This is a genomic window from Metabacillus sediminilitoris (genome assembly GCF_009720625.1).
Taxonomy (GTDB): Bacteria; Bacillota; Bacilli; order Bacillales; family Bacillaceae; genus Metabacillus; species Metabacillus sediminilitoris.
The window spans coordinates 3,650,890-3,670,768 of record NZ_CP046266.1 but is presented as its reverse complement, the minus strand read 5'-3'; the positions used below and the strand labels follow the sequence as shown (position 1 = coordinate 3,670,768).

Here is a 19,879-nt window from a genome sequence, read left to right as displayed (position 1 = left end):
GAGCGATTCGCTTTAGCATTATATAAATTGAAATAGTAAGGAGGAAATCACAATGTTCCTCAAACGATTGGATATTGTAGGATTTAAGTCATTTGCTGAACGAGTAACAGTTGATTTTGTTAAAGGTGTTACAGCAGTAGTAGGACCAAATGGCAGTGGTAAAAGTAATATTACAGATGGTATAAGATGGGTATTAGGGGAACAATCTGCAAAATCACTTCGCGGTGCAAAAATGGAGGATATCATATTTGCTGGGAGTGATTCAAGAAAAGCGCTAAATATAGCTGAAGTAACACTTACGTTAGATAACGAAGATCATTTTCTTCCAATCGATTATCATGAGGTAAGTGTTACACGTCGTGTTTATCGCTCAGGAGATAGTGAATTTTTTATAAATAATCAAAGTTGTCGCCTAAAGGATATCGTTGATTTATTTATGGATTCTGGTCTTGGTAAAGAAGCCTTTTCAATTATTAGCCAAGGGAAAGTAGAAGAGATTTTAAGCAGTAAATCAGAAGAACGAAGAACGATTTTTGAAGAAGCTGCTGGGGTTTTAAAATATAAATCCCGGAAAAAGAAGGCTGAATATAAATTAGCAGAAACGCAGGAAAATCTAAATCGAGTACAAGACATCTTGCATGAACTTGAAAATCAAGTTGAACCATTAAGGATACAAGCTTCGATTGCTAAGGACTATCTTGAACAAAAAGAAGCATTAGAGAAAATTGAAGTAGCATTAACTGTTTATGAAATTGAAGAGTTGCATGGAAAATATGAATCTCTCGCAAAAACGGTTGAAGAAGGCAAGGACCGTGAACTCCAGTTATCAGCAACTATGCAAAAAAAGGAAGCTGAAGTCGCTAGCATGCGTGATCATTTAACAGCTTTAGACGAATCGATCGATGACTTGCAGCAAGTGTTGCTACTAGCGAGTGAAGAACTTGAAAAGCTCGAGGGTAGGAGAGAGGTTCTAAAGGAACGAAAGAAAAATGCTCATCAAAATAAATCCCAATTAGAAAAAACAATTGAAGAACTTACTTCACACATATCATTGTTGAAGTTAGAAAAGAATGAGCAAGAATTATCTTTAGAAACATATAAAAAGGAATTAAAGACGATCAAAGATCAATTATCAAATAAGCAGCAGCTTATGAATTCTTATAATCAAAATATTGAAGAAGTGATTGAGGACTTAAAAAGTGATTATTTTGAGTGCCTAAATAAACAAGCTTCTGCAAGAAACGAAATTCAGTATTTAGATGATCAATTTAATCAACATGAGCATAAAAGTTTAAAGTTATTAGATTCAAATAAAAGATATATTACAGAGAGACAAGAAATACTAGAGATGAAAGCAAAAATTGAAGCAAAGTATTCACTTGTTGAAAGTCAATTATCAGAGCAAATAAAAAATTTCCGTGACGCTCAAACAAAACTAGAAAACTTAAAAAATACTTATCAAAAGAAAGAAACAACTTTATATCAAGCATACCAGATTCTTCAACAAACTCGTTCAAGAAAAGAAGTTTTAGAATCTATGCAGGAAGACTATGCAGGTTTCTTCCAAGGTGTAAAAGAAATTTTAAAAGCGAAGGATCAACTTGGAGGAATTCACGGAGCGGTTGCTGAATTAATTTCAACGGAGAAAAACTATGAAACAGCCATTGAAATAGCATTAAGCAGCACAATGCAGCACGTAGTTGTAGAAGATGAGTCTTCTGCTCGTAAAGCAATTAAATATTTAAAGCAACATTCATTTGGACGAGCCACATTTTTACCCTTATCGGTTATTAAGGAACGATCAATTAATTCTCATGATTTAAGAACGATTCAGACTCACCAAGCTTTTGTTGGAATTGCAACAGATTTAGTAAAGTATCAACCACAATTCAAATCTATCATTGGTAATCTTCTTGGAACAGTTATTATTACATCTGACTTAAAAGGTGCTAATGAAATTGCTAAACTTATGAATTATCGCTATCGTTTAGTAACCCTACAAGGGGATGTTGTTAATCCAGGGGGATCGATGACAGGTGGGGCAATGAAACAAAAAAATAATTCATTACTTAGCCGTCAGCGTGAATTGGAAACAATAAATGGAAAATTAGCAGAAATGGAAGAAAAAACTGCACAATTTGAAAAAGACGTGAAAGCAACTAAGGAAACAATTCAAAATCAAGAAATGCTCCTTGAAGAACTGCGATCAAGTGGCGAGAAGCTTCGTTTAGAAGAACAAATGATCAGAAGTGAAATAAGAGAAATTGAGTTAAATGAAAAAAATGTTAACGATCATTTAACATTATACGATGCTGAACGAGAGTCTTTCCAGTCAGAAAAAGACAAGATTGCAGCTCGTAAACATGAACTAAATCAAAATTTACAAACACTTTCTAAGAAGCTAGATGAGTTAGATAAAGAGATTGAAGAGTTGTCAGAGAAAAAAATATCTCAACAAACCTCAAAAGATGAGTTACAAAATGAACTGACGGAATTAAAAGTTATTCTCGCAAGTAAAAATCAAATTTATGAAAATCAAAAAGAAAAAGTCGAACGTATAAACCGTGATCTTGAACAATCTCAGCAAAAATTTGAGGAAGCAAATGAGGACTATTCATTATTATCAAGTGAAATGACTTCAAATTCTTCAGGTGAAGAAAAATTAGAAGAAGCCGCAAAGAATAAGCTTAATGATAAAACAAAAACAATTGAGCTTATTTCTAATAGACGTAATGAACGATTGAAATTACAAGAAAAGCTTGAATTTGAAGAGCGAGAATTAAAGGAATTAAAGCGTCAGGATAAGCAGCTACAAGATATATTAAAGGATGAAGAGGTAAAATTAAATCGTTTAGATGTTGAATTAGATAATCGACTTAACCATTTAAGAGAAGAATATTTTTTAACCTTTGAAGGTGCAAAAGAAAAATATAAGCTTGAAATAGATCTTGATGAAGCGAGAAAACGAGTAAAATTAACAAAGCTTGCAATTGATGAGTTAGGAACGGTAAACTTAGGAGCGATTGATGAATATGAACGAGTTTCTGAACGTTATACATTCCTTTCAGAACAACGAACTGATCTAACTGAAGCGAAAGATACACTTTATCAGGTAATGGATGAAATGGACGAAGAAATGAAAGTGAGATTTGAACAAACCTTTAATGCGATTCGTTCCCATTTTGAAACGGTTTTTCAGGCGATGTTTGGTGGTGGACGTGCTGAATTAAAGTTGACAAATCCAAATGATTTGCTGAACACAGGTGTTGATATAGTTGCACAGCCACCAGGCAAAAAGCTACAAAATCTTGGGTTATTGTCTGGCGGGGAACGTGCATTAACAGCAATTGCGCTGTTATTTTCAATTTTGAAAGTACGTCCTGTTCCATTCTGTGTACTTGATGAAGTCGAAGCCGCTCTCGATGAAGCAAATGTTTACCGTTTCGCTCAATATTTGAAGAAATTTAGTCATGAAACGCAATTTATCGTCATTACCCACCGAAAAGGAACAATGGAGGAAGCAGATGTTCTTTACGGTGTAACCATGCAGGAATCAGGCGTTTCTAAGCTTGTTTCAGTAAGACTTGAAGAAACAAATGAATTAGTGAAATCTAGTTGAAGGGATGAACAAGATGAGCTTTTTTAAAAAACTAAAAGATAAAATTACAAAACAAACAGATTCCGTTACAGAAAAGTTTAAAGACGGCTTAACAAAGACAAGAGATTCATTCGCTGGAAAAATGAATGACCTTGTAGCAAGATATCGGAAAGTTGATGAAGACTTTTTTGAAGAGCTTGAAGAACTTTTAATAAGTGCAGATGTTGGTGTAACAACTGTCATGGATCTGATCGACGAATTAAAACTTGAAGTTAAACGTCGTAATATTCAAGATACAAAGGAAGTTCAATCTGTTATATCTGAAAAACTAGTTGAAATTTACCAAGGTGATAACGAAAGTTATAATAACGAACTAAATCTCCAAAAGGATCGATTAAATGTCGTATTATTTGTCGGTGTTAATGGTGTTGGTAAAACAACAACGATCGGGAAACTAGCTCATAAGCTCAAAAGCGAAGGTAATAAAGTCCTTCTAGCTGCAGGAGATACGTTTAGAGCCGGTGCGATTGAACAATTAGAGGTTTGGGGAGAACGGGTAGGTGTTGATGTAATTAAGCAATCTGAAGGCAGTGACCCTGCAGCAGTTATGTATGATGCCGTACAGGCTGCTAAAGCCCGCAAAGTCGATGTATTATTATGTGATACAGCTGGAAGACTCCAAAATAAGGTCAATCTTATGAAGGAACTTGAAAAGGTAAAGCGTGTTATTGAAAAAGAAATTCCAGGTGCTCCACATGAAGTTTTACTTGTATTAGATGCAACAACAGGTCAAAATGCGATGACACAGGCAAAACAATTCTCACAAGCAACAGATGTTTCCGGCATTGTACTAACTAAATTAGATGGTACAGCAAAAGGAGGAATCGTATTAGCCATCAAAGGCGAATTAGACATTCCGGTAAAACTAGTAGGTCTTGGAGAAAAGATGGATGACCTTCAAGAATTTAATACAGAACAGTATGTATATGGATTGTTTTCAGGAATTATTGAAGAGCAGGAAGAACAGTAAATAAATGATCACATAGGCGAACTATTACAATGATTCAATTAATCTTTGAAATAGTTCGCTTGTTTTTGTTTTTATATACTAAATAGTATGTATCTAAACTCTGTTACTTAGGTCAAAATACGTAGCACTGATCGTCGTGCAATTTTAATGACTGACAGACGTATTTGATAAAGATCATGGCCTTATCATGTTTAATTGTCCTAACATATTCCAATATTGTCCTTATAAACAGGTTTACTTTTGTCGAAAGTTAGGGAATAAAGCCAGATATTTATTTTTAAGCCTTTTTTTGTTGAAAAATAAACGAGGCCTCTAGATATTACTTGACAAGGTAATACTACATATGTAGACTATTATCTGTAAAGGTAATTCACTTAACAAAGGGGTGAAACGACATGACGCTTGAAAAAACGACAAGGCTTAACTACTTGTTTGATTTTTATCAATCGTTGTTAACGCCCAAACAAAAAAGCTATATGTCGTTATATTATTTAGATGATTACTCCCTTGGTGAAATTGCGGAGGAATATAGTGTTAGTAGACAAGCAGTTTACGATAACATTAAACGGACTGAAGCAATGCTAGAGGAATACGAAGAAAAGCTATTATTATTTCAAAAATTTCAAAAGCGTCAAGAGTTAATGACAAAATTACGTGAAAATGCTGTAAACTCAGAAAAGAATGCGGAAATTGATTCATTGCTTAATGAACTTGAGAAATTAGATTAGGAGGCGGCATTATGGCATTTGAAGGATTAGCCGACCGACTGCAAAATACGATGGCAAAAATTCGCGGTAAAGGGAAAGTTTCGGAAGCTGATGTTAAAGAAATGATGAGAGAGGTTCGTCTTGCACTTCTTGAAGCGGATGTAAACTTCAAAGTCGTCAAAGACTTTGTTAAGCGCGTCAGTGAACGTTCTGTTGGCCAGGAGGTTATGAAAAGCCTAACACCAGGGCAACAGGTCATCAAAGTTGTTAAAGAGGAACTAACCGAATTAATGGGTGGCGAGCAGAGCAAAATTGCTGTTTCAAACCGTCCGCCAACTGTCATTATGATGGTTGGTTTACAGGGTGCTGGTAAAACAACAACAACTGGGAAGCTTGCAAATCTATTGCGTAAGAAATTTAATCGAAAGCCATTGCTTGTCGCAGCAGATATTTATCGACCTGCAGCTATTAAGCAATTGCAAACATTAGGTAAGCAATTAGATATGCCTGTTTTTTCTTTAGGTGATCAAGTAAGCCCAGTTGAAATAGCTACGAAAGCTCTTGAGCATGCAAAGGCTGAACATCATGACTATGTCATCATCGATACAGCAGGTCGACTTCATATTGATGAAGCATTAATGGAAGAGTTGGAGCAGGTAAAAGCCATTGCTAAGCCTGATGAGATTTTCCTTGTTGTTGATGCAATGACAGGTCAAGATGCAGTTAATGTCGCCAAAAGCTTTAACGAGCAGCTGGGCTTAACAGGTGTTGTCTTAACGAAACTCGATGGTGATACACGAGGTGGAGCTGCTTTATCGATCCGCTCTGTTACAGATACACCAATCAAATTTGTTGGTCTTGGAGAAAAGCTCGATGCCCTAGAACCGTTCCATCCAGAACGAATGGCATCACGTATTCTCGGTATGGGGGATGTACTAACCCTTATTGAAAAAGCACAGACAAATGTTGATGCTGAAAAGGCAAAAGAACTCGAACAAAAAATGCGAACAATGTCCTTTACCTTCGATGATTTCCTTGAGCAGTTAGGGCAGGTTCGAAACATGGGTCCTCTAGAAGACTTAATTGGAATGCTTCCTGGCGCCAATAAGGTAAAAGGACTCAAAAACCTTCAGGTTGATGAAAAGCAAATAAGTCATGTTGAAGCCATTATTAAATCAATGACTAAGCTTGAAAAACAGAATCCTGAAATCATGAATGCTTCACGAAAAAAACGAATTGCAAAGGGAAGCGGTACTTCTGTTCAAGAAATAAACCGTCTTTTAAAGCAATTTGAAGATATGAAAAAAATGATGAAGCAAATGACAAGCATGTCAAAGGGTAAGAAAAAAGGTGGTTTCAAATTTCCTTTTATGTAAGATCTTTATGTAAAAGCTGGTTAGAAACAAACATTAAGTACCATTTATTGGTAATAATAAAGGAATTTTCTTCTGACAAGAAAAAAACCTTTACATCGTATCACTTATTTGATAATATACTATCTTGTTGAAACATTTTCGGAGGTGCTTTATAAAATGGCAGTAAAAATTCGTTTAAAACGTATGGGAGCAAAAAAATCTCCTTTTTATCGTATTGTAGTAGCAGATTCTCGTTCACCACGTGATGGACGTTACATCGAAGTAGTTGGAACATACAATCCAGTTACACAACCTGCAGAAGTAAAAATCAACGAAGAATTAGCGTTGAAATGGATGCAAGACGGTGCTAAACCTTCTGATACAGTACGTAACTTGTTCTCAAAAGAAGGCATTATGGAGAAATTCCATAACGCGAAATACAGCAAGTAATGACTGTAAATGAGATGAAAGAGTTAATCGAAGCAATTGTTAAGCCGCTTGTTGATTCGCCAGAACATGTTGAAGTTAATGAACTTGAAACAGAGAATCAAATTACGTTTCGTCTTTCAGTTCAAAGAGATGACATTGGCAAAGTTATTGGAAAACAAGGCCGAATAGCAAAAGCAATTCGAACTGTTGTCTATGCAGCGGGATCTACTTCATCTAAAAGAATTTTACTAGAAATTAATGACTGAAAAAGGTGAGGATCGTGTTCCTCACCTTTTTTTGTACGATTGAATCAAATACAGATATAATGATATACATCTTCATTACTGGTTCGTTATACTTTTCGGAGCTACACAGGCGCTTGCGCTTTTCTATGGTGTCTAGCTTCAGCGCCTAGCTCCTCGAGTCATAAGCCAATCTAAAATAAAAGGTAAAGTACACCTTTTATTCTATCTCGTCTTAAGCTTTTCGGAGCTACACAGGCGCTTACGCTTTTCTTTATAGGTATTAAGCTCACAAAGGGGAGGAACAATATGAATATACTCCACCAAGTAACTGTGAAACAAATCTTAACAGAAACAAGTAAACATGAGTTAATCGTACAGTTTACTACTAAGAAAAAAAAGCTAGAGCAAGAGTGTGATCAATTATACTTTGAGTACAAAAAAGTTGAGAAGTCCAACAACCAGCTTGCAACACAATTTTTAAAAGAGATTGATAAAAGACGAGACAAAATTAAGCTCGTTGAATTTCAGCTGAAACAAGTACATACATTACCAATTGGTAGTGAACTAAAGGAAAAAGAAGTACAAGCCATTGTTAAGGTAAATATTGGTGACAATTGGAATGAATTGATGAGTGAAAAAACAATCGTTATAAAAGACGGAATTGTAGATCAAATACGCCTGGGGTGATGAATTTGGCAGAGAAATGGTTTAATGTTGGGAAAATTGTAAATACGCATGGAATTAGAGGAGAAGTACGGGTTATATCGAAAACAGATTTTGCTGAGGAAAGATATGAGCCTGGTAATACATTATTTATTTTCAAAGAAGGATCGACTGAACCAATTGAGGTTGTTGTAGAAAGTCATCGAATTCATAAAAATTTTGACTTGCTAACGTTTAAAGGGATGCATAACATTCAAGATGTTGAGCAGTTTAAAGGTTCTTTACTAAAGATAGATGAATCACAATTATCTGATCTAAATGAAGGAGAGTATTATTTTCATGAAATAATTGGCTGCCAAATGTATACAGATCAAGGTGATGAAATTGGAACCATTCGTGAAATATTAGCAACAGGTGCAAATGATGTATGGATTGTGAAGAGAAAAACCGGTAAAGATCTTCTTGTCCCTTACATTGACGATATTGTTAGGGAAATTAATATAGAAGAAAAGAAAGTAATCATTACTCCAATGGAAGGATTACTAGACTAATGAAAATCGATTTTTTGACACTTTTTCCAGAAATGTTTCATGGCGTATTAAATGAATCCATTTTAAAAAAAGCACAGGAAAAAGAGGCAGTTCAGTTTCGTGTCATTAATTTTCGTGAGTACTCAACAAACAAGCATAAAAATGTTGATGACTATCCTTATGGTGGCGGCGCGGGTATGGTCCTAACACCACAACCCATTTTTGATGCTGTAGATGAGATTAGGAAACAAGCAGAAACAGAACCGAAGGTCATTCTTGTTTGTCCACAAGGTGAACGATTCACACAAACAAAAGCAGAACAATTGGCTACAGAAGATCATTTACTTTTTATTTGTGGTCATTATGAAGGATATGATGAACGAATTAGAGAGCATCTTGTTACAGATGAAATCTCAATAGGGGATTTCGTTTTAACAGGCGGTGAACTTGCTTCTATGGTGATTACAGATAGTGTCGTACGCTTATTACCAGGGGTCTTAGGGAATGAGGATTCACCTGTACAAGATTCATACAGTTCTGGTTTGCTTGAGCACCCCCATTACACAAGGCCTGCTGACTTTAGAGGTATGGTGGTTCCTGACGTTCTTTTATCTGGTAATCATAAACGAATTGAGGAATGGCGTGAGGAAGAGTCTCTTCGCAGAACTTTCCAAAGAAGACCAGATTTATTGAAAACATACCCATTAACAGAAAAACAAAAATCTTTCATCAAACAATGGGAAAATGAAAAGTAACCCTTGCAGGGAAAACATCAATATGTTATGATAAATCTCGTGACTTGCTGTTGTTTATTACATAGCAGTCTTTAAAACGATGTTCCGCTGCAATTTTATATGTTGGAATGAGCATCTGTTGGGAGGAGTTGAAAACGATGCAAAAACTAATCGAAGAAATCACAAAAGAACAATTAAAATCTGATCTACCTTCATTCCGTCCTGGTGATACAGTGCGTGTACACGTTAAAGTTATCGAGGGAACTCGTGAGCGTATTCAGGTATTTGAAGGTGTTGTGATTAAGCGTCGTGGTGGTGGAATTAGTGAAACATTTACAGTACGTAAGATTTCTTACGGTGTAGGTGTTGAGCGTACTTTCCCTGTACACACACCAAAGATCGCGAAGTTAGAAGTTATCCGTCGCGGTAAAGTTCGCCGTGCTAAACTTTACTACCTACGTCAATTACGTGGTAAAGCTGCACGTATTAAAGAAATTCGATAATATCGCTTAGCAATTGCTAAGTCTCAGGATATATGAGTCAGCTACTGCTGTCCGTATCGTTGAAAAAGGAGCTTGTTTTTAACAAGCTCCTTTTTCAATAAGTTATATAACCCGATTTTCCTAAACTAGAATGGGTATAATAGTAAGAAGTAAGTGGTCATATTGATTGCTAGAGTAGGTGGAAATGATGACAAAAAAGAAAAATGAACTTTTAGAATGGATTAAAGCATTGGTTATTGCCATTCTATTAGCAGCCGTCATAAGATACTTCTTTTTTGCTCCTATTGTTGTTGACGGACACTCCATGATGCCAACCTTACATACACAAGATAGAATGATTGTGAATAAATTTTCATATAAATTCGGTGAACCTAAACGTTTTGACATTGTTGTTTTTCATGCAACAATTGATAAGGATTATATCAAACGAGTAATCGGCTTACCTGGAGATCATGTTGAATATAAAAATGATACTCTGTATATTAATGGAGAAAAGGTTGAGGAACCATATCTTGACGAATATAAAAACCAACTAATAGATGGGCCGCTTACAGAGCCTTTTGAACTAGAAAATATTATTGGACAGTCAACTGTACCTGAAGGGCATATCTTTGTCATGGGTGACAATCGAAGACAAAGCAAGGATAGTAGACATATTGGTACAGTTCCAATAGAAGAAGTGATGGGCAAGACAAGTTTAGTTTATTGGCCCATAACTGATTTAAGATTTGCTGAGTAATAAAAAGAAGGTGTTAATTATGACAATCCAGTGGTTTCCAGGACATATGGCTAAAGCTAGGAGACAGGTCACAGAAAAGCTTAAATTAATTGATATTGTCTTTGAACTTGTTGACGCAAGAATCCCAATGTCTTCAAGAAATCCAATGATAGATGAAATTATATCATCTAAACCTCGTATCGTTTTGCTTAACAAAGCTGATAAAGCAGATGATTCAATAACAAAGCAATGGATTGAATATTTTAAGGAAAAAGATATTCCGGCATTAGCAATAGATGCACATACAGGTACTGGTTTAAAACAAATTACAACATTAGCTAAGACGTTATTAAAAGAAAAATTTGATAAAATGGCTGCAAAGGGAATAAAGCCACGAGCAATTCGAGCGCTAATCATTGGAATTCCTAATGTTGGAAAATCGACGTTAATCAATCGCCTTGCAAAGAAAAATATAACAAAAACAGGAGATAGACCAGGCGTCACAACTGCTCAACAATGGGTAAAAGTTGGTAAAGAACTAGAACTATTAGATACTCCAGGAATTCTTTGGCCAAAGTTTGAAGATCAGCTCGTTGGTTTTAAACTTGCTACGACTGGAGCAATTAAGGATACAATTCTAAATTTGCAAGAGATTACTGTCTTTGCACTAAATTTCCTAAAGGAACACTATCCTAATCGACTAAAAGATCGTTACAATTTAGATGAGCTTCCTGAAGAAATTGTAGACCTTTTTGATGAAATTGGAAAAAGGCGTGGTTGTATGATGCCAGGAGGCTATATTGATTACGATAAAACCTCTGAATTAGTAGTAAGAGAAATTCGCTCAGATAAATTAGGAAGAATATCTTTTGAAAATCCAGGACAATTCATCGAGCAATAAATTAGACTATATCTTTTGGGCAGCTTTATCAATCAATAAAAGTATTACTTATCAGGCTTTAGAACGTCGCATACTTTCGATTTCGTCTTACCAGGATGGTTTAAGAGGTCGTTTGGCAGATTTTCCGTTCTGTTACGCCGTATTGGCTTATAATGGTAAGTGATTAGAGAAGCTAGTACTGCCATTCATAAATAAAGAAAGATTGGCTCGCAAATTTGCGGGCCTTTATTAATTTATTTACTAGCCGATATAATAAATAGAGATGTAATGACTGAGGAGTTATGAACAATGCAATTAACAACAAAAGAAGTTCAAGCTAAATTAGCAGAAATAACAAATGAAAGTGATCCTTTTCTAGAAAAATGCAGAACAGATTCAAGAAAAGGAGTACAACAACTTGTAGAAAAATGGTTAAAAAAGTATAAACAAGAAAAAATGAACGAACAACAATTTTATAATATGTTAAGTTATGAAAGAAAAGCACGTAAGCGGGGGTTTCAATTGATAGCAGGGATTGATGAAGTAGGGAGAGGTCCCTTAGCAGGTCCTGTAGTTGCTGCAGCAGTCATATTAAAAGAAGATTGCTACATACCAGGTTTAACAGATTCTAAGAAACTTTCTGCTGCAATGAGAGACAAATTTTACGAATTGATCAAAGAAAATGCCCTAGACATCGGGATTGGTATTATTACACCAGAGGTGATTGATAAAGTAAATATTTATGAAGCGACAAAACTTGCAATGAAATCTGCAATAAAAGATTTAACATTACAACCCGATTATTTATTACTTGACGCAATGAAGCTTGATGTGCCAATTGACCAAGACTCCATTATTAAAGGGGATGCTAAGAGTGTAACAATCTCTGCCAGCTCTGTGATTGCGAAGGTTACCCGTGATCGAATGATGATGGATCTTGATAAAAAGATTCCTCAATATGGTTTTGGTCAGCATATGGGATATGGAACACAATACCATTTATCTGCAATGAAAACCCATGGAATTACAGAACATCACCGAAAAAGTTTTGCACCAGTGAGAGAGCTGTTAGACATTTAGGAAGGAGTGTAAAAATGGATCATATATCTGTCATAACGAAACTCTTCCAACATGCAACATCTCAAATGTCACGTCCTCATAATCAGCTTGCTTTAAAAGAAAATCAAATTGTAATGGGACAAGTATTAAAACATTTTCCAGAGCAAAAGGCCCTTATTCAAGTAGGAAATACAAAACTTGTAGCTCAACTCGAAACGTCTATTGATGTGATGAGAAAATATTGGTTTAAAGTGAAAGGATCAGAACAATCAGTAATGAACTTGAAAATCGTTAAGCAAGTTGAAGGGAATAACCACATTCATTTAGCTGCAGCGAAGGATTTATTAAGTTTATTTCAACAACAAACTTCTAAAGAAAATATGATGTTAACAAATGAATTTATTAAAGAAAATATTCCAATAACTAAGGAGCAGCTTATGACAGCAGCATCTTTACTAAATAAGATGCCTAAAAGTGATCGAATGGAGGCTATCCAAACGATTATTACCGCCATTAAGAAAGATTTTCCGTTAACAGAAGTGGTTGTTAGATCATTAAAGGAAACTCAATCAAATATACCTTTAGCTAAACAAATTCATCATTTATTTAACATACTTCAACATGATGAGCACCAATTTCCTGGAAGTAAGCAATTATCAGATTTACTTACTAATTTTATTCATAAACAAATCGATTTCAATGTAAGAGAAAATATGAAAGAATTATACTCTCTCAAAACTTCGTTAATCCTTGCTAGTAAAGAAGTACTATTACCTAGTTTACGAGAACAAATTGATCAACTAGTTTTTAGATTAAATGGTCAATCATTACTATATCAAGATAATGGTCCTACCCAAGAAATGATTTCTCACATACCACTTTTTATGAACAATCATCAGACAGATTTGACAGTACAATGGAATGGTAAAAAACAAGCGGATGGTACAATAGATCCGGCATTTTGTCGGATATTATTTTATTTACAACTCCCTAAATTAAAAGAGTTAATGATTGATGTTCAAATCCAAAACCGTGTAATGAATATTACGATTAGAAATAATAGCGGAGAACTTAGTAACAAAGTGGCTTCTTATAGTAATGAATTAAAGGAAGCATTAAATAAAATGAATTTTTATGTGACTTCTATTCAAATTAAACCTTTTGACGAAAAGGATATTCCTCAAGGAATGAACATAGAGGGGTCTAATTTTACACATGTCACAACCTCCTATAAGGGAGTTGATCTAAAAATATGAAACAGAATCAAAATGAAAAAAAAGCAATTGCACTAAAATATGAAAACGAAAAAGAACATGCGCCGAAAGTAATAGCAAAAGGAAATGGACTCGTAGCAAAGGAAATATTGGACACAGCTGAAAAACATGAGATCCAAATTCATGAAAACCCGGCACTTGTTGAACTGCTTGATAGTCTCGAAATCCATCAGCAAATACCAGAAGAATTGTACGAAGCTGTTGCTGAAATATTTGCTTTTATCTATAAATTAGACAAAGATTTATAGGAGACAACCCCCTATAAATCTTTGTCTAGGCGATTTTTCATTTAATTACTCAGTATATTTAACTCCCAAATAAGATAATTGTTAAAAATTTATTTTTTTAAACGAACATACTATTTTGTCCAGAATGCTAGACAAGGTATAAACTATTAATATAAAATGAAAGCGTAATATTTTTTACTATTCGTGCAAATAGGTTAGGAGGATGGCAAATGAATATCCATGAGTACCAAGGAAAAGAAGTCCTTCGTAAATACGGAGTTTCTGTACCAAATGGACGAGTGGCTTTTTCTGTAGATGAAGCAGTTGAAGCTGCAAAAGAACTTGGAACAGATGTAGTTGTAGTAAAAGCTCAAATCCATGCAGGTGGCCGTGGTAAAGCAGGTGGGGTTAAAGTTGCTAAAAACCTTGATGAAGTGCGTACATATGCAGATGAAATTCTAGGTAAAACACTAATAACACACCAAACAGGTCCGGAAGGTAAGGAAGTAAAACGCTTACTTATCGAAGAAGGCTGTGATATTAAAAAGGAATATTATGTAGGTCTTGTATTAGATCGTGCTACATCTCGTGTTGTTCTTATGGCTTCTGAAGAAGGTGGAACAGAAATTGAGGAAGTAGCAGAGAAAACACCTGAAAAAATCTTTAAAGAAGTAATTGATCCAGCAGTTGGATTACAAGGCTATCAAGCTAGAAGAATTGCTTTCAATATTAATATTCCAAAAGAATTGGTTGGAAAAGCAGCAAAATTCATGATGGGCTTATATCAAGCATTTGTTGAAAAAGACTGTTCGATAGCGGAAATTAATCCATTAGTCGTAACAGGTGATGGAAATGTAATGGCACTTGATGCAAAATTAAACTTTGATTCAAATGCGTTATATCGTCATAAAGACATTATTGAATACCGTGATCTTGAAGAAGAAGATGCAAAAGAAATTGAGGCATCTAAATATGACTTAAGCTATATTTCACTAGATGGTAACATTGGCTGTATGGTTAATGGTGCAGGCCTTGCTATGTCTACAATGGACATTATTAAGTTTTATGGCGGAGAACCGGCTAACTTCCTTGACGTTGGGGGCGGTGCAACTGCAGAAAAGGTAACAGAAGCTTTCAAAATCATTCTTTCTGATCAAAATGTTAAAGGTATTTTCGTTAATATCTTCGGCGGAATCATGAAATGTGATGTCATTGCTGAAGGTGTTGTAGAAGCAACTAAACAAGTTGGATTAGAGATTCCACTTGTAGTACGTCTTGAAGGAACAAATGTTGAGTTAGGTAAGAAAATTTTAAATGAGTCTGGATTGAATATAACTTCTGCAGAGTCAATGGCTGACGGTGCACAAAAAATCGTTTCATTAGTAGGGTAAGAAAGGCAGGGGACAAACATGAGTGTATTTATTAATAAAGATACGAAAGTAATCGTACAAGGGATCACTGGATCAACAGCACTTTTCCATACAAAGCAAATGCTTGAATATGGTACAAAAATTGTTGGTGGTGTAACTCCTGGTAAAGGTGGAACTGAAGTAGAAGGTGTACCTGTTTTTAATACAGTACAAGAAGCAGTTCAAACTACTGGTGCTACAGCATCTGTTATTTATGTGCCTGCTCCATTCGCTGCTGATGCAATTATGGAAGGTGTAGACGCAGAACTTGATTTAGTTATTTGTATTACAGAGCATATTCCTGTATTAGATATGGTTAAAGTAAAACGTTACATGGAAGGCAAAAAGACTCGCCTTGTTGGACCTAACTGCCCAGGTGTTATTACTGCAGATGAGTGTAAAATTGGTATTATGCCAGGCTACATTCACAAGAAAGGACATGTAGGTGTTGTTTCTCGTTCTGGAACACTTACATATGAAGCAGTACATCAATTAACACAAGCAGGAATTGGACAAACAACTGCTGTTGGAATTGGTGGAGATCCTGTTAACGGAACGAATTTCATTGATGTTCTTAAAGCTTTCAACGAAGATGAAGACACGTATGCTGTTATCATGATTGGTGAAATTGGCGGTACTGCCGAAGAGGAAGCTGCAGAGTGGGTTAAAGCGAATATGACAAAACCAGTTGTAGGCTTTATCGGTGGTCAAACGGCACCTCCAGGAAAGCGTATGGGTCATGCTGGAGCGATCATTTCAGGTGGTAAAGGTACTGCTGAAGAGAAAATCAAAACAATGAATGCTTGCGGTATTAAAGTAGCTGAAACACCATCTGTTATGGGTGAAACACTTATTTCAGTTCTTAAAGAGCAAGGTTTATACGAGAAATGTAAAACACATTAATAATATGTATGTGTATATGAAGGGACAGGTAAATACCTGTTCCTTTTTGAAGTTTGCAAAAAACTTTACTATTTTAATAGTAATCAAGTGAATAAAAAATGGAGGAGAACATGGAAAGTATAACTAAAAAGTTCTTTTTATTATCACATTGTAAAGGAATGAGTAGTCAGCTTATATATAAGCTATATAAACTTGATCCATCGTTAAGCATTTTTTATACCTTATCTGAAAAAGAATGGGAACATTATTTTAAACTGAAAAAAGATAAAATTTATGAGATTAAGAAAAGCTATGAGGCACTTAATTTTGAATTGATTTTTAACCATTATACAAGGGAAAATATTTCATTTATTTCTATTTCGGATAAGCAATTTCCTTACCTCTTAAAAGAGATATCGGATCCACCGCCATTTTTATATTATTTAGGAAATATCAATTTAGCAAACAGAAAGAAATTAATCAGTGTTGTTGGTACTAGATATCCAACTGCATACGGAAAAGAATCGTTAGAACATCTATTAAAGCCTCTAATATTAGATGAGTGGGTAATTGTTAGTGGATTAGCGAAAGGGATTGATACATTTGCACATGAGACTGCGTTAAATAATGGTGGTAAAACGATAGCCGTCATTGCAGGTGGCTTATTTCACCTTTATCCAAAACAAAATATTTCTTTAGCTCAAAAAATGATAAAGACACATCTTATCCTCTCAGAACACCCTCCATCAACACAACCTCTAAAATGGCATTTTCCAATGAGGAATAGAATAATAAGTGGAATATCACTTGGTACAGTTATCATCCAAGCAAAGAAAAGAAGTGGATCATTAATAACAGCTCAACAGGCTCTTGAACAAAATCGAGAAGTATTTGCTGTACCTGGATCGATATTTGAAGAAGGAAGTTTAGGCACAAATGAATTAATTAAAAGTGGAGCAAAATTAGTACAAAATGCATCAGATATACTGGAAGAATTTCCAATGGAACCAAATGAAGTTGCAAGCAAAGCTTGACTATTGTCATATCAAACAAGTTTACACGTAAACTTGTTTAAAAAAAGACATGATGCGTGTTAAAAATAGTACAAGTATGTTATGTAGAAACAAAAATTGTTAATTTAGTGAAAAAATTCATGTTCTTTCTTAATGAATTAGTATATGATAAGTGTAATTTCTTTGTTTTTGTTTGACAAAATGCATAAGAATATTTAATAATAGTGGAGATTTATAAACCACTACCATTTTTAGGGGTTTATTATTTAACAAAGAAGATATTAAGACAAAAATTTTTAATATAGAAGAAATTCACATTTACGTTTTTCTACTATTAAAATGTTCATTCTTTCAATAAAATCAAAAACCGGTTTAGGTAGGTCTCTTCATTAATATTGTGAATTGAAAATGTCATTCACGTTTACACGATACTTTAATAAATACAAAAGAATTCATAAAGAGAGAATACCTCTTAAGGAGGACTAATTGCATGTCGGACTATTTAGTCATAGTTGAATCACCTGCGAAGGCAAAAACAATTGAACGTTATCTTGGTAAAAAATATAAAGTAAAGGCATCAATGGGACATGTACGTGATTTACCAAAGAGTCAAATCGGTGTAGATGTAGAACATAATTTTGAGCCTAAGTACATCACAATTAGAGGTAAAGGTTCTGTACTTAAGGAATTAAAAACTGCTGCCAAAAAAGCAAAGAAAGTCTTCCTCGCAGCCGATCCGGATCGCGAAGGAGAAGCGATTGCATGGCACTTAGCTCACAGTCTGGATGTTGATATAAATTCAGACTGTAGGGTTGTATTTAATGAAATAACAAAAGATGCTATACAAGAATCGTTCAAGCATCCAAGATCTATCAATTTGGATCTTGTTGATGCACAGCAAGCAAGACGTATCCTTGATCGTCTTGTCGGCTATAAGATAAGTCCTATACTATGGAAAAAAGTAAAAAAAGGATTAAGTGCTGGGCGAGTACAGTCAGTTGCAGTTCGATTAATTATCGATCGCGAAAAAGAAATCAAAGAATTTATACCAGAAGAATATTGGTCAATTGATGGTCAATTTTTAAAAGGTCAAAAGGAATTTGATGCAGCTTTTTACGGAGTTAATGGTAAGAAAAGAGAGTTAAAATCTGAAGCGGACGTTAAAGAAATTTTAAAAGAGATAGATGGTAATAGGTTTACTGTTGAAAAAGTGACCAAAAAGGAACGTAAAAGAAATCCGGCAGTCCCTTTTACTACTTCAACCTTACAACAAGAAGCTGCGAGAAAATTAAACTTTAGAGCAAAGAAAACAATGATGATTGCTCAGCAGCTCTATGAAGGTATTGATTTAGGGAAAGATGGTACAGTTGGATTAATCACATATATGAGAACAGACTCTACAAGAATCTCTGAAACTGCTCAAACAGAGGCCGCTCAATATATTCAAGATAAATTCGGAAAAGAATTTCTTGGAACACAAGGAAAAGCTGTAAAGAAAAATACAAATACTCAAGATGCTCATGAGGCAATTCGACCAACCTCAACCCTTCGTGATCCTTCATCATTGAAAGAATTCTTGAGCAGAGATCAATTGCGACTATACAAGCTCATTTGGGAGCGTTTCGTTTCAAGCCAAATGGCTTCAGCTATTTTAGATACAATGAGTGTAGATATTGTAAACAATGGTGTCATGTTTCGCGCAACTGGTTCAAAAATTAAATTTCCTGGCTTCATGAAAGTGTATGTTGAAGGGAATGATGATCAAATTGAAGAAAAGGACCGACTTCTACCAGATTTAAAAGAAGGTGATGAGGTCTTTTCAAAAGATATTGAACCAGCTCAGCATTTTACACAGCCACCTCCACGCTATACAGAGGCGCGACTTGTTAAAACGTTAGAAGAGTTAGGGATTGGCCGCCCCTCAACATATGCTCCTACATTGGATACTATCCAAAAAAGAGGGTATGTTGCACTTGATAATAAGCGATTTATTCCAACAGAATTAGGTGAAATTGTTCTTGAACTTATTATGGAATTTTTTCCGGAAATCATTAATGTTGAGTTTACTGCTAACATGGAAAATAGTCTTGACGAAGTGGAAGAAGGACATATTGAGTGGATCAAAATCATTGATGATTTTTACAAAGATTTTTTACCAAGACTAGAAAAAGCTGAAAATGAAATGGAAAAAATCGAAATAAAGGATGAGCCTGCAGGAGTAGATTGTGAAGAATGTGGACACCATATGGTATATAAAATGGGTCGATTTGGTAAATTTATGGCTTGTTCAAATTTCCCAGATTGCCGAAATACTAAACCAATTGTTAAGGAAATTGGTGTTAAATGTCCAAGTTGTGAAGAAGGTACAATCGTAGAACGTAAAACGAAAAAGCGAAGAATTTTTTATGGTTGCAGCCAGTATCCAGAATGTGAATTTCTTTCTTGGGATAAACCAATTGAAAGAAGTTGTCCAAAATGTAATAATATGCTTGTTGAGAAAAAACTTAAAAAAGGCGTTCAAGTACAATGTATTGAATGTGATTATAAAGAAGAACAACAAAAGTAGGTGGGCCGCTTAAATGCTCACCTCTTTTATGCTATTAGAATTTATAACCATAGGATT

At 34.9% G+C, this 19,879-nt stretch carries 19 protein-coding genes; all 19 read left to right on the top strand.

The window, feature by feature from the left end; genetic code table 11:
• Positions 1 to 52 precede the first annotated feature (52 nt).
• The 19 genes from smc to topA all read left to right on the top strand — a co-directional run bounded on the left by smc (position 53) and on the right by topA (position 19,822).
• A complete protein-coding gene (gene smc, locus GMB29_RS17560) occupies positions 53 to 3,619 on the top strand; it encodes a chromosome segregation protein SMC (RefSeq protein WP_136351271.1) in 3,567 nt (1,188 codons plus the stop codon).
• 13 nt (positions 3,620 to 3,632) lie between these two features.
• Complete coding sequence (gene ftsY, locus GMB29_RS17555; protein WP_136351270.1) at positions 3,633 to 4,628, top strand: signal recognition particle-docking protein FtsY; 996 nt, start codon at positions 3,633 to 3,635, stop codon at positions 4,626 to 4,628.
• A 395-nt stretch (positions 4,629 to 5,023) separates the two neighbouring features.
• The gene (locus GMB29_RS17550; protein WP_136351269.1) at positions 5,024 to 5,356 is read left to right on the top strand and encodes a putative DNA-binding protein; all 333 of its coding nucleotides are present in this window, start codon (positions 5,024 to 5,026) and stop codon (positions 5,354 to 5,356) included.
• 11 nt (positions 5,357 to 5,367) lie between these two features.
• Positions 5,368 to 6,711: a signal recognition particle protein gene (gene ffh / locus GMB29_RS17545; RefSeq protein WP_136351268.1), complete on the top strand. Its 1,344-nt coding sequence runs from the start codon at positions 5,368 to 5,370 to the stop codon at positions 6,709 to 6,711.
• A 156-nt stretch (positions 6,712 to 6,867) separates the two neighbouring features.
• On the top strand, positions 6,868 to 7,140 hold the full coding sequence (gene rpsP / locus GMB29_RS17540) for a 30S ribosomal protein S16 (RefSeq protein ID WP_136351470.1): 273 nt from the start codon (positions 6,868 to 6,870) through the stop codon (positions 7,138 to 7,140).
• Positions 7,141 to 7,154: 14 nt separating this feature from the next.
• Positions 7,155 to 7,385, top strand: coding sequence for a KH domain-containing protein (locus GMB29_RS17535; RefSeq protein ID WP_136351468.1), 231 nt, complete (start codon positions 7,155 to 7,157; stop codon positions 7,383 to 7,385).
• A 285-nt stretch (positions 7,386 to 7,670) separates the two neighbouring features.
• Positions 7,671 to 8,051: a YlqD family protein gene (locus GMB29_RS17530; protein WP_136351267.1), complete on the top strand. Its 381-nt coding sequence runs from the start codon at positions 7,671 to 7,673 to the stop codon at positions 8,049 to 8,051.
• Positions 8,052 to 8,056: 5 nt separating this feature from the next.
• The gene (gene rimM, locus GMB29_RS17525) at positions 8,057 to 8,578 is read left to right on the top strand and encodes a ribosome maturation factor RimM (RefSeq protein WP_319941381.1); all 522 of its coding nucleotides are present in this window, start codon (positions 8,057 to 8,059) and stop codon (positions 8,576 to 8,578) included.
• Positions 8,578 to 9,312, top strand: a complete 735-nt coding sequence (gene trmD, locus GMB29_RS17520) for a tRNA (guanosine(37)-N1)-methyltransferase TrmD (protein ID WP_136351265.1) — start codon at positions 8,578 to 8,580, stop codon at positions 9,310 to 9,312. The genes rimM and trmD overlap by 1 nt, the downstream gene beginning before the upstream one ends.
• Positions 9,313 to 9,449: 137 nt before the next feature.
• The gene (gene rplS / locus GMB29_RS17515) at positions 9,450 to 9,794 is read left to right on the top strand and encodes a 50S ribosomal protein L19 (RefSeq protein ID WP_136351264.1); all 345 of its coding nucleotides are present in this window, start codon (positions 9,450 to 9,452) and stop codon (positions 9,792 to 9,794) included.
• 187 nt (positions 9,795 to 9,981) lie between these two features.
• On the top strand, positions 9,982 to 10,533 hold the full coding sequence (gene lepB, locus GMB29_RS17510) for a signal peptidase I (protein ID WP_136351263.1): 552 nt from the start codon (positions 9,982 to 9,984) through the stop codon (positions 10,531 to 10,533).
• A 19-nt stretch (positions 10,534 to 10,552) separates the two neighbouring features.
• Entirely contained in the window at positions 10,553 to 11,413 is an 861-nt protein-coding gene (gene ylqF / locus GMB29_RS17505) for a ribosome biogenesis GTPase YlqF (protein ID WP_136351262.1), read from the top strand.
• 288 nt (positions 11,414 to 11,701) lie between these two features.
• A complete protein-coding gene (locus GMB29_RS17500) occupies positions 11,702 to 12,472 on the top strand; it encodes a ribonuclease HII (protein ID WP_136351261.1) in 771 nt (256 codons plus the stop codon).
• 14 nt (positions 12,473 to 12,486) lie between these two features.
• The gene (locus GMB29_RS17495) at positions 12,487 to 13,707 is read left to right on the top strand and encodes a hypothetical protein (protein ID WP_136351260.1); all 1,221 of its coding nucleotides are present in this window, start codon (positions 12,487 to 12,489) and stop codon (positions 13,705 to 13,707) included.
• Positions 13,704 to 13,973 carry an EscU/YscU/HrcU family type III secretion system export apparatus switch protein gene (locus GMB29_RS17490; protein WP_136351259.1) on the top strand — a complete coding sequence of 90 codons (270 nt, stop codon included), beginning with the start codon at positions 13,704 to 13,706 and terminating at the stop codon, positions 13,971 to 13,973. Before GMB29_RS17495 ends, GMB29_RS17490 begins: the two co-directional genes overlap by 4 nt.
• Positions 13,974 to 14,182: 209 nt before the next feature.
• Complete coding sequence (gene sucC / locus GMB29_RS17485) at positions 14,183 to 15,343, top strand: ADP-forming succinate--CoA ligase subunit beta (protein ID WP_136351258.1); 1,161 nt, start codon at positions 14,183 to 14,185, stop codon at positions 15,341 to 15,343.
• Between the two features lie 18 nt (positions 15,344 to 15,361).
• Positions 15,362 to 16,264, top strand: a complete 903-nt coding sequence (gene sucD / locus GMB29_RS17480) for a succinate--CoA ligase subunit alpha (protein ID WP_136351257.1) — start codon at positions 15,362 to 15,364, stop codon at positions 16,262 to 16,264.
• A 110-nt stretch (positions 16,265 to 16,374) separates the two neighbouring features.
• On the top strand, positions 16,375 to 17,277 hold the full coding sequence (gene dprA / locus GMB29_RS17475) for a DNA-processing protein DprA (protein WP_227551382.1): 903 nt from the start codon (positions 16,375 to 16,377) through the stop codon (positions 17,275 to 17,277).
• Positions 17,278 to 17,746: 469 nt separating this feature from the next.
• Positions 17,747 to 19,822, top strand: coding sequence for a type I DNA topoisomerase (gene topA / locus GMB29_RS17470; RefSeq protein ID WP_136351255.1), 2,076 nt, complete (start codon positions 17,747 to 17,749; stop codon positions 19,820 to 19,822).
• The last annotated feature ends 57 nt before the right edge of the window (positions 19,823 to 19,879 follow it).

What these genes read in the sequence shown, in the direction of transcription:
- smc (WP_136351271.1), top strand. Translation starts at nt 53, where the DNA reads ATGTTCCTCAAACGATTGGATATTGTAGGATTTAAGTCATTTGCTGAA.
- ftsY (WP_136351270.1), top strand. Translation starts at nt 3,633, where the DNA reads ATGAGCTTTTTTAAAAAACTAAAAGATAAAATTACAAAACAAACAGAT.
- GMB29_RS17550 (WP_136351269.1), top strand. Translation starts at nt 5,024, where the DNA reads ATGACGCTTGAAAAAACGACAAGGCTTAACTACTTGTTTGATTTTTAT.
- ffh (WP_136351268.1), top strand. Translation starts at nt 5,368, where the DNA reads ATGGCATTTGAAGGATTAGCCGACCGACTGCAAAATACGATGGCAAAA.
- rpsP (WP_136351470.1), top strand. Translation starts at nt 6,868, where the DNA reads ATGGCAGTAAAAATTCGTTTAAAACGTATGGGAGCAAAAAAATCTCCT.
- GMB29_RS17535 (WP_136351468.1), top strand. Translation starts at nt 7,155, where the DNA reads ATGAAAGAGTTAATCGAAGCAATTGTTAAGCCGCTTGTTGATTCGCCA.
- GMB29_RS17530 (WP_136351267.1), top strand. Translation starts at nt 7,671, where the DNA reads ATGAATATACTCCACCAAGTAACTGTGAAACAAATCTTAACAGAAACA.
- trmD (WP_136351265.1), top strand. Translation starts at nt 8,578, where the DNA reads ATGAAAATCGATTTTTTGACACTTTTTCCAGAAATGTTTCATGGCGTA.
- rplS (WP_136351264.1), top strand. Translation starts at nt 9,450, where the DNA reads ATGCAAAAACTAATCGAAGAAATCACAAAAGAACAATTAAAATCTGAT.
- lepB (WP_136351263.1), top strand. Translation starts at nt 9,982, where the DNA reads ATGACAAAAAAGAAAAATGAACTTTTAGAATGGATTAAAGCATTGGTT.
- ylqF (WP_136351262.1), top strand. Translation starts at nt 10,553, where the DNA reads ATGACAATCCAGTGGTTTCCAGGACATATGGCTAAAGCTAGGAGACAG.
- GMB29_RS17500 (WP_136351261.1), top strand. Translation starts at nt 11,702, where the DNA reads ATGCAATTAACAACAAAAGAAGTTCAAGCTAAATTAGCAGAAATAACA.
- GMB29_RS17495 (WP_136351260.1), top strand. Translation starts at nt 12,487, where the DNA reads ATGGATCATATATCTGTCATAACGAAACTCTTCCAACATGCAACATCT.
- GMB29_RS17490 (WP_136351259.1), top strand. Translation starts at nt 13,704, where the DNA reads ATGAAACAGAATCAAAATGAAAAAAAAGCAATTGCACTAAAATATGAA.
- sucC (WP_136351258.1), top strand. Translation starts at nt 14,183, where the DNA reads ATGAATATCCATGAGTACCAAGGAAAAGAAGTCCTTCGTAAATACGGA.
- sucD (WP_136351257.1), top strand. Translation starts at nt 15,362, where the DNA reads ATGAGTGTATTTATTAATAAAGATACGAAAGTAATCGTACAAGGGATC.
- dprA (WP_227551382.1), top strand. Translation starts at nt 16,375, where the DNA reads ATGGAAAGTATAACTAAAAAGTTCTTTTTATTATCACATTGTAAAGGA.
- topA (WP_136351255.1), top strand. Translation starts at nt 17,747, where the DNA reads ATGTCGGACTATTTAGTCATAGTTGAATCACCTGCGAAGGCAAAAACA.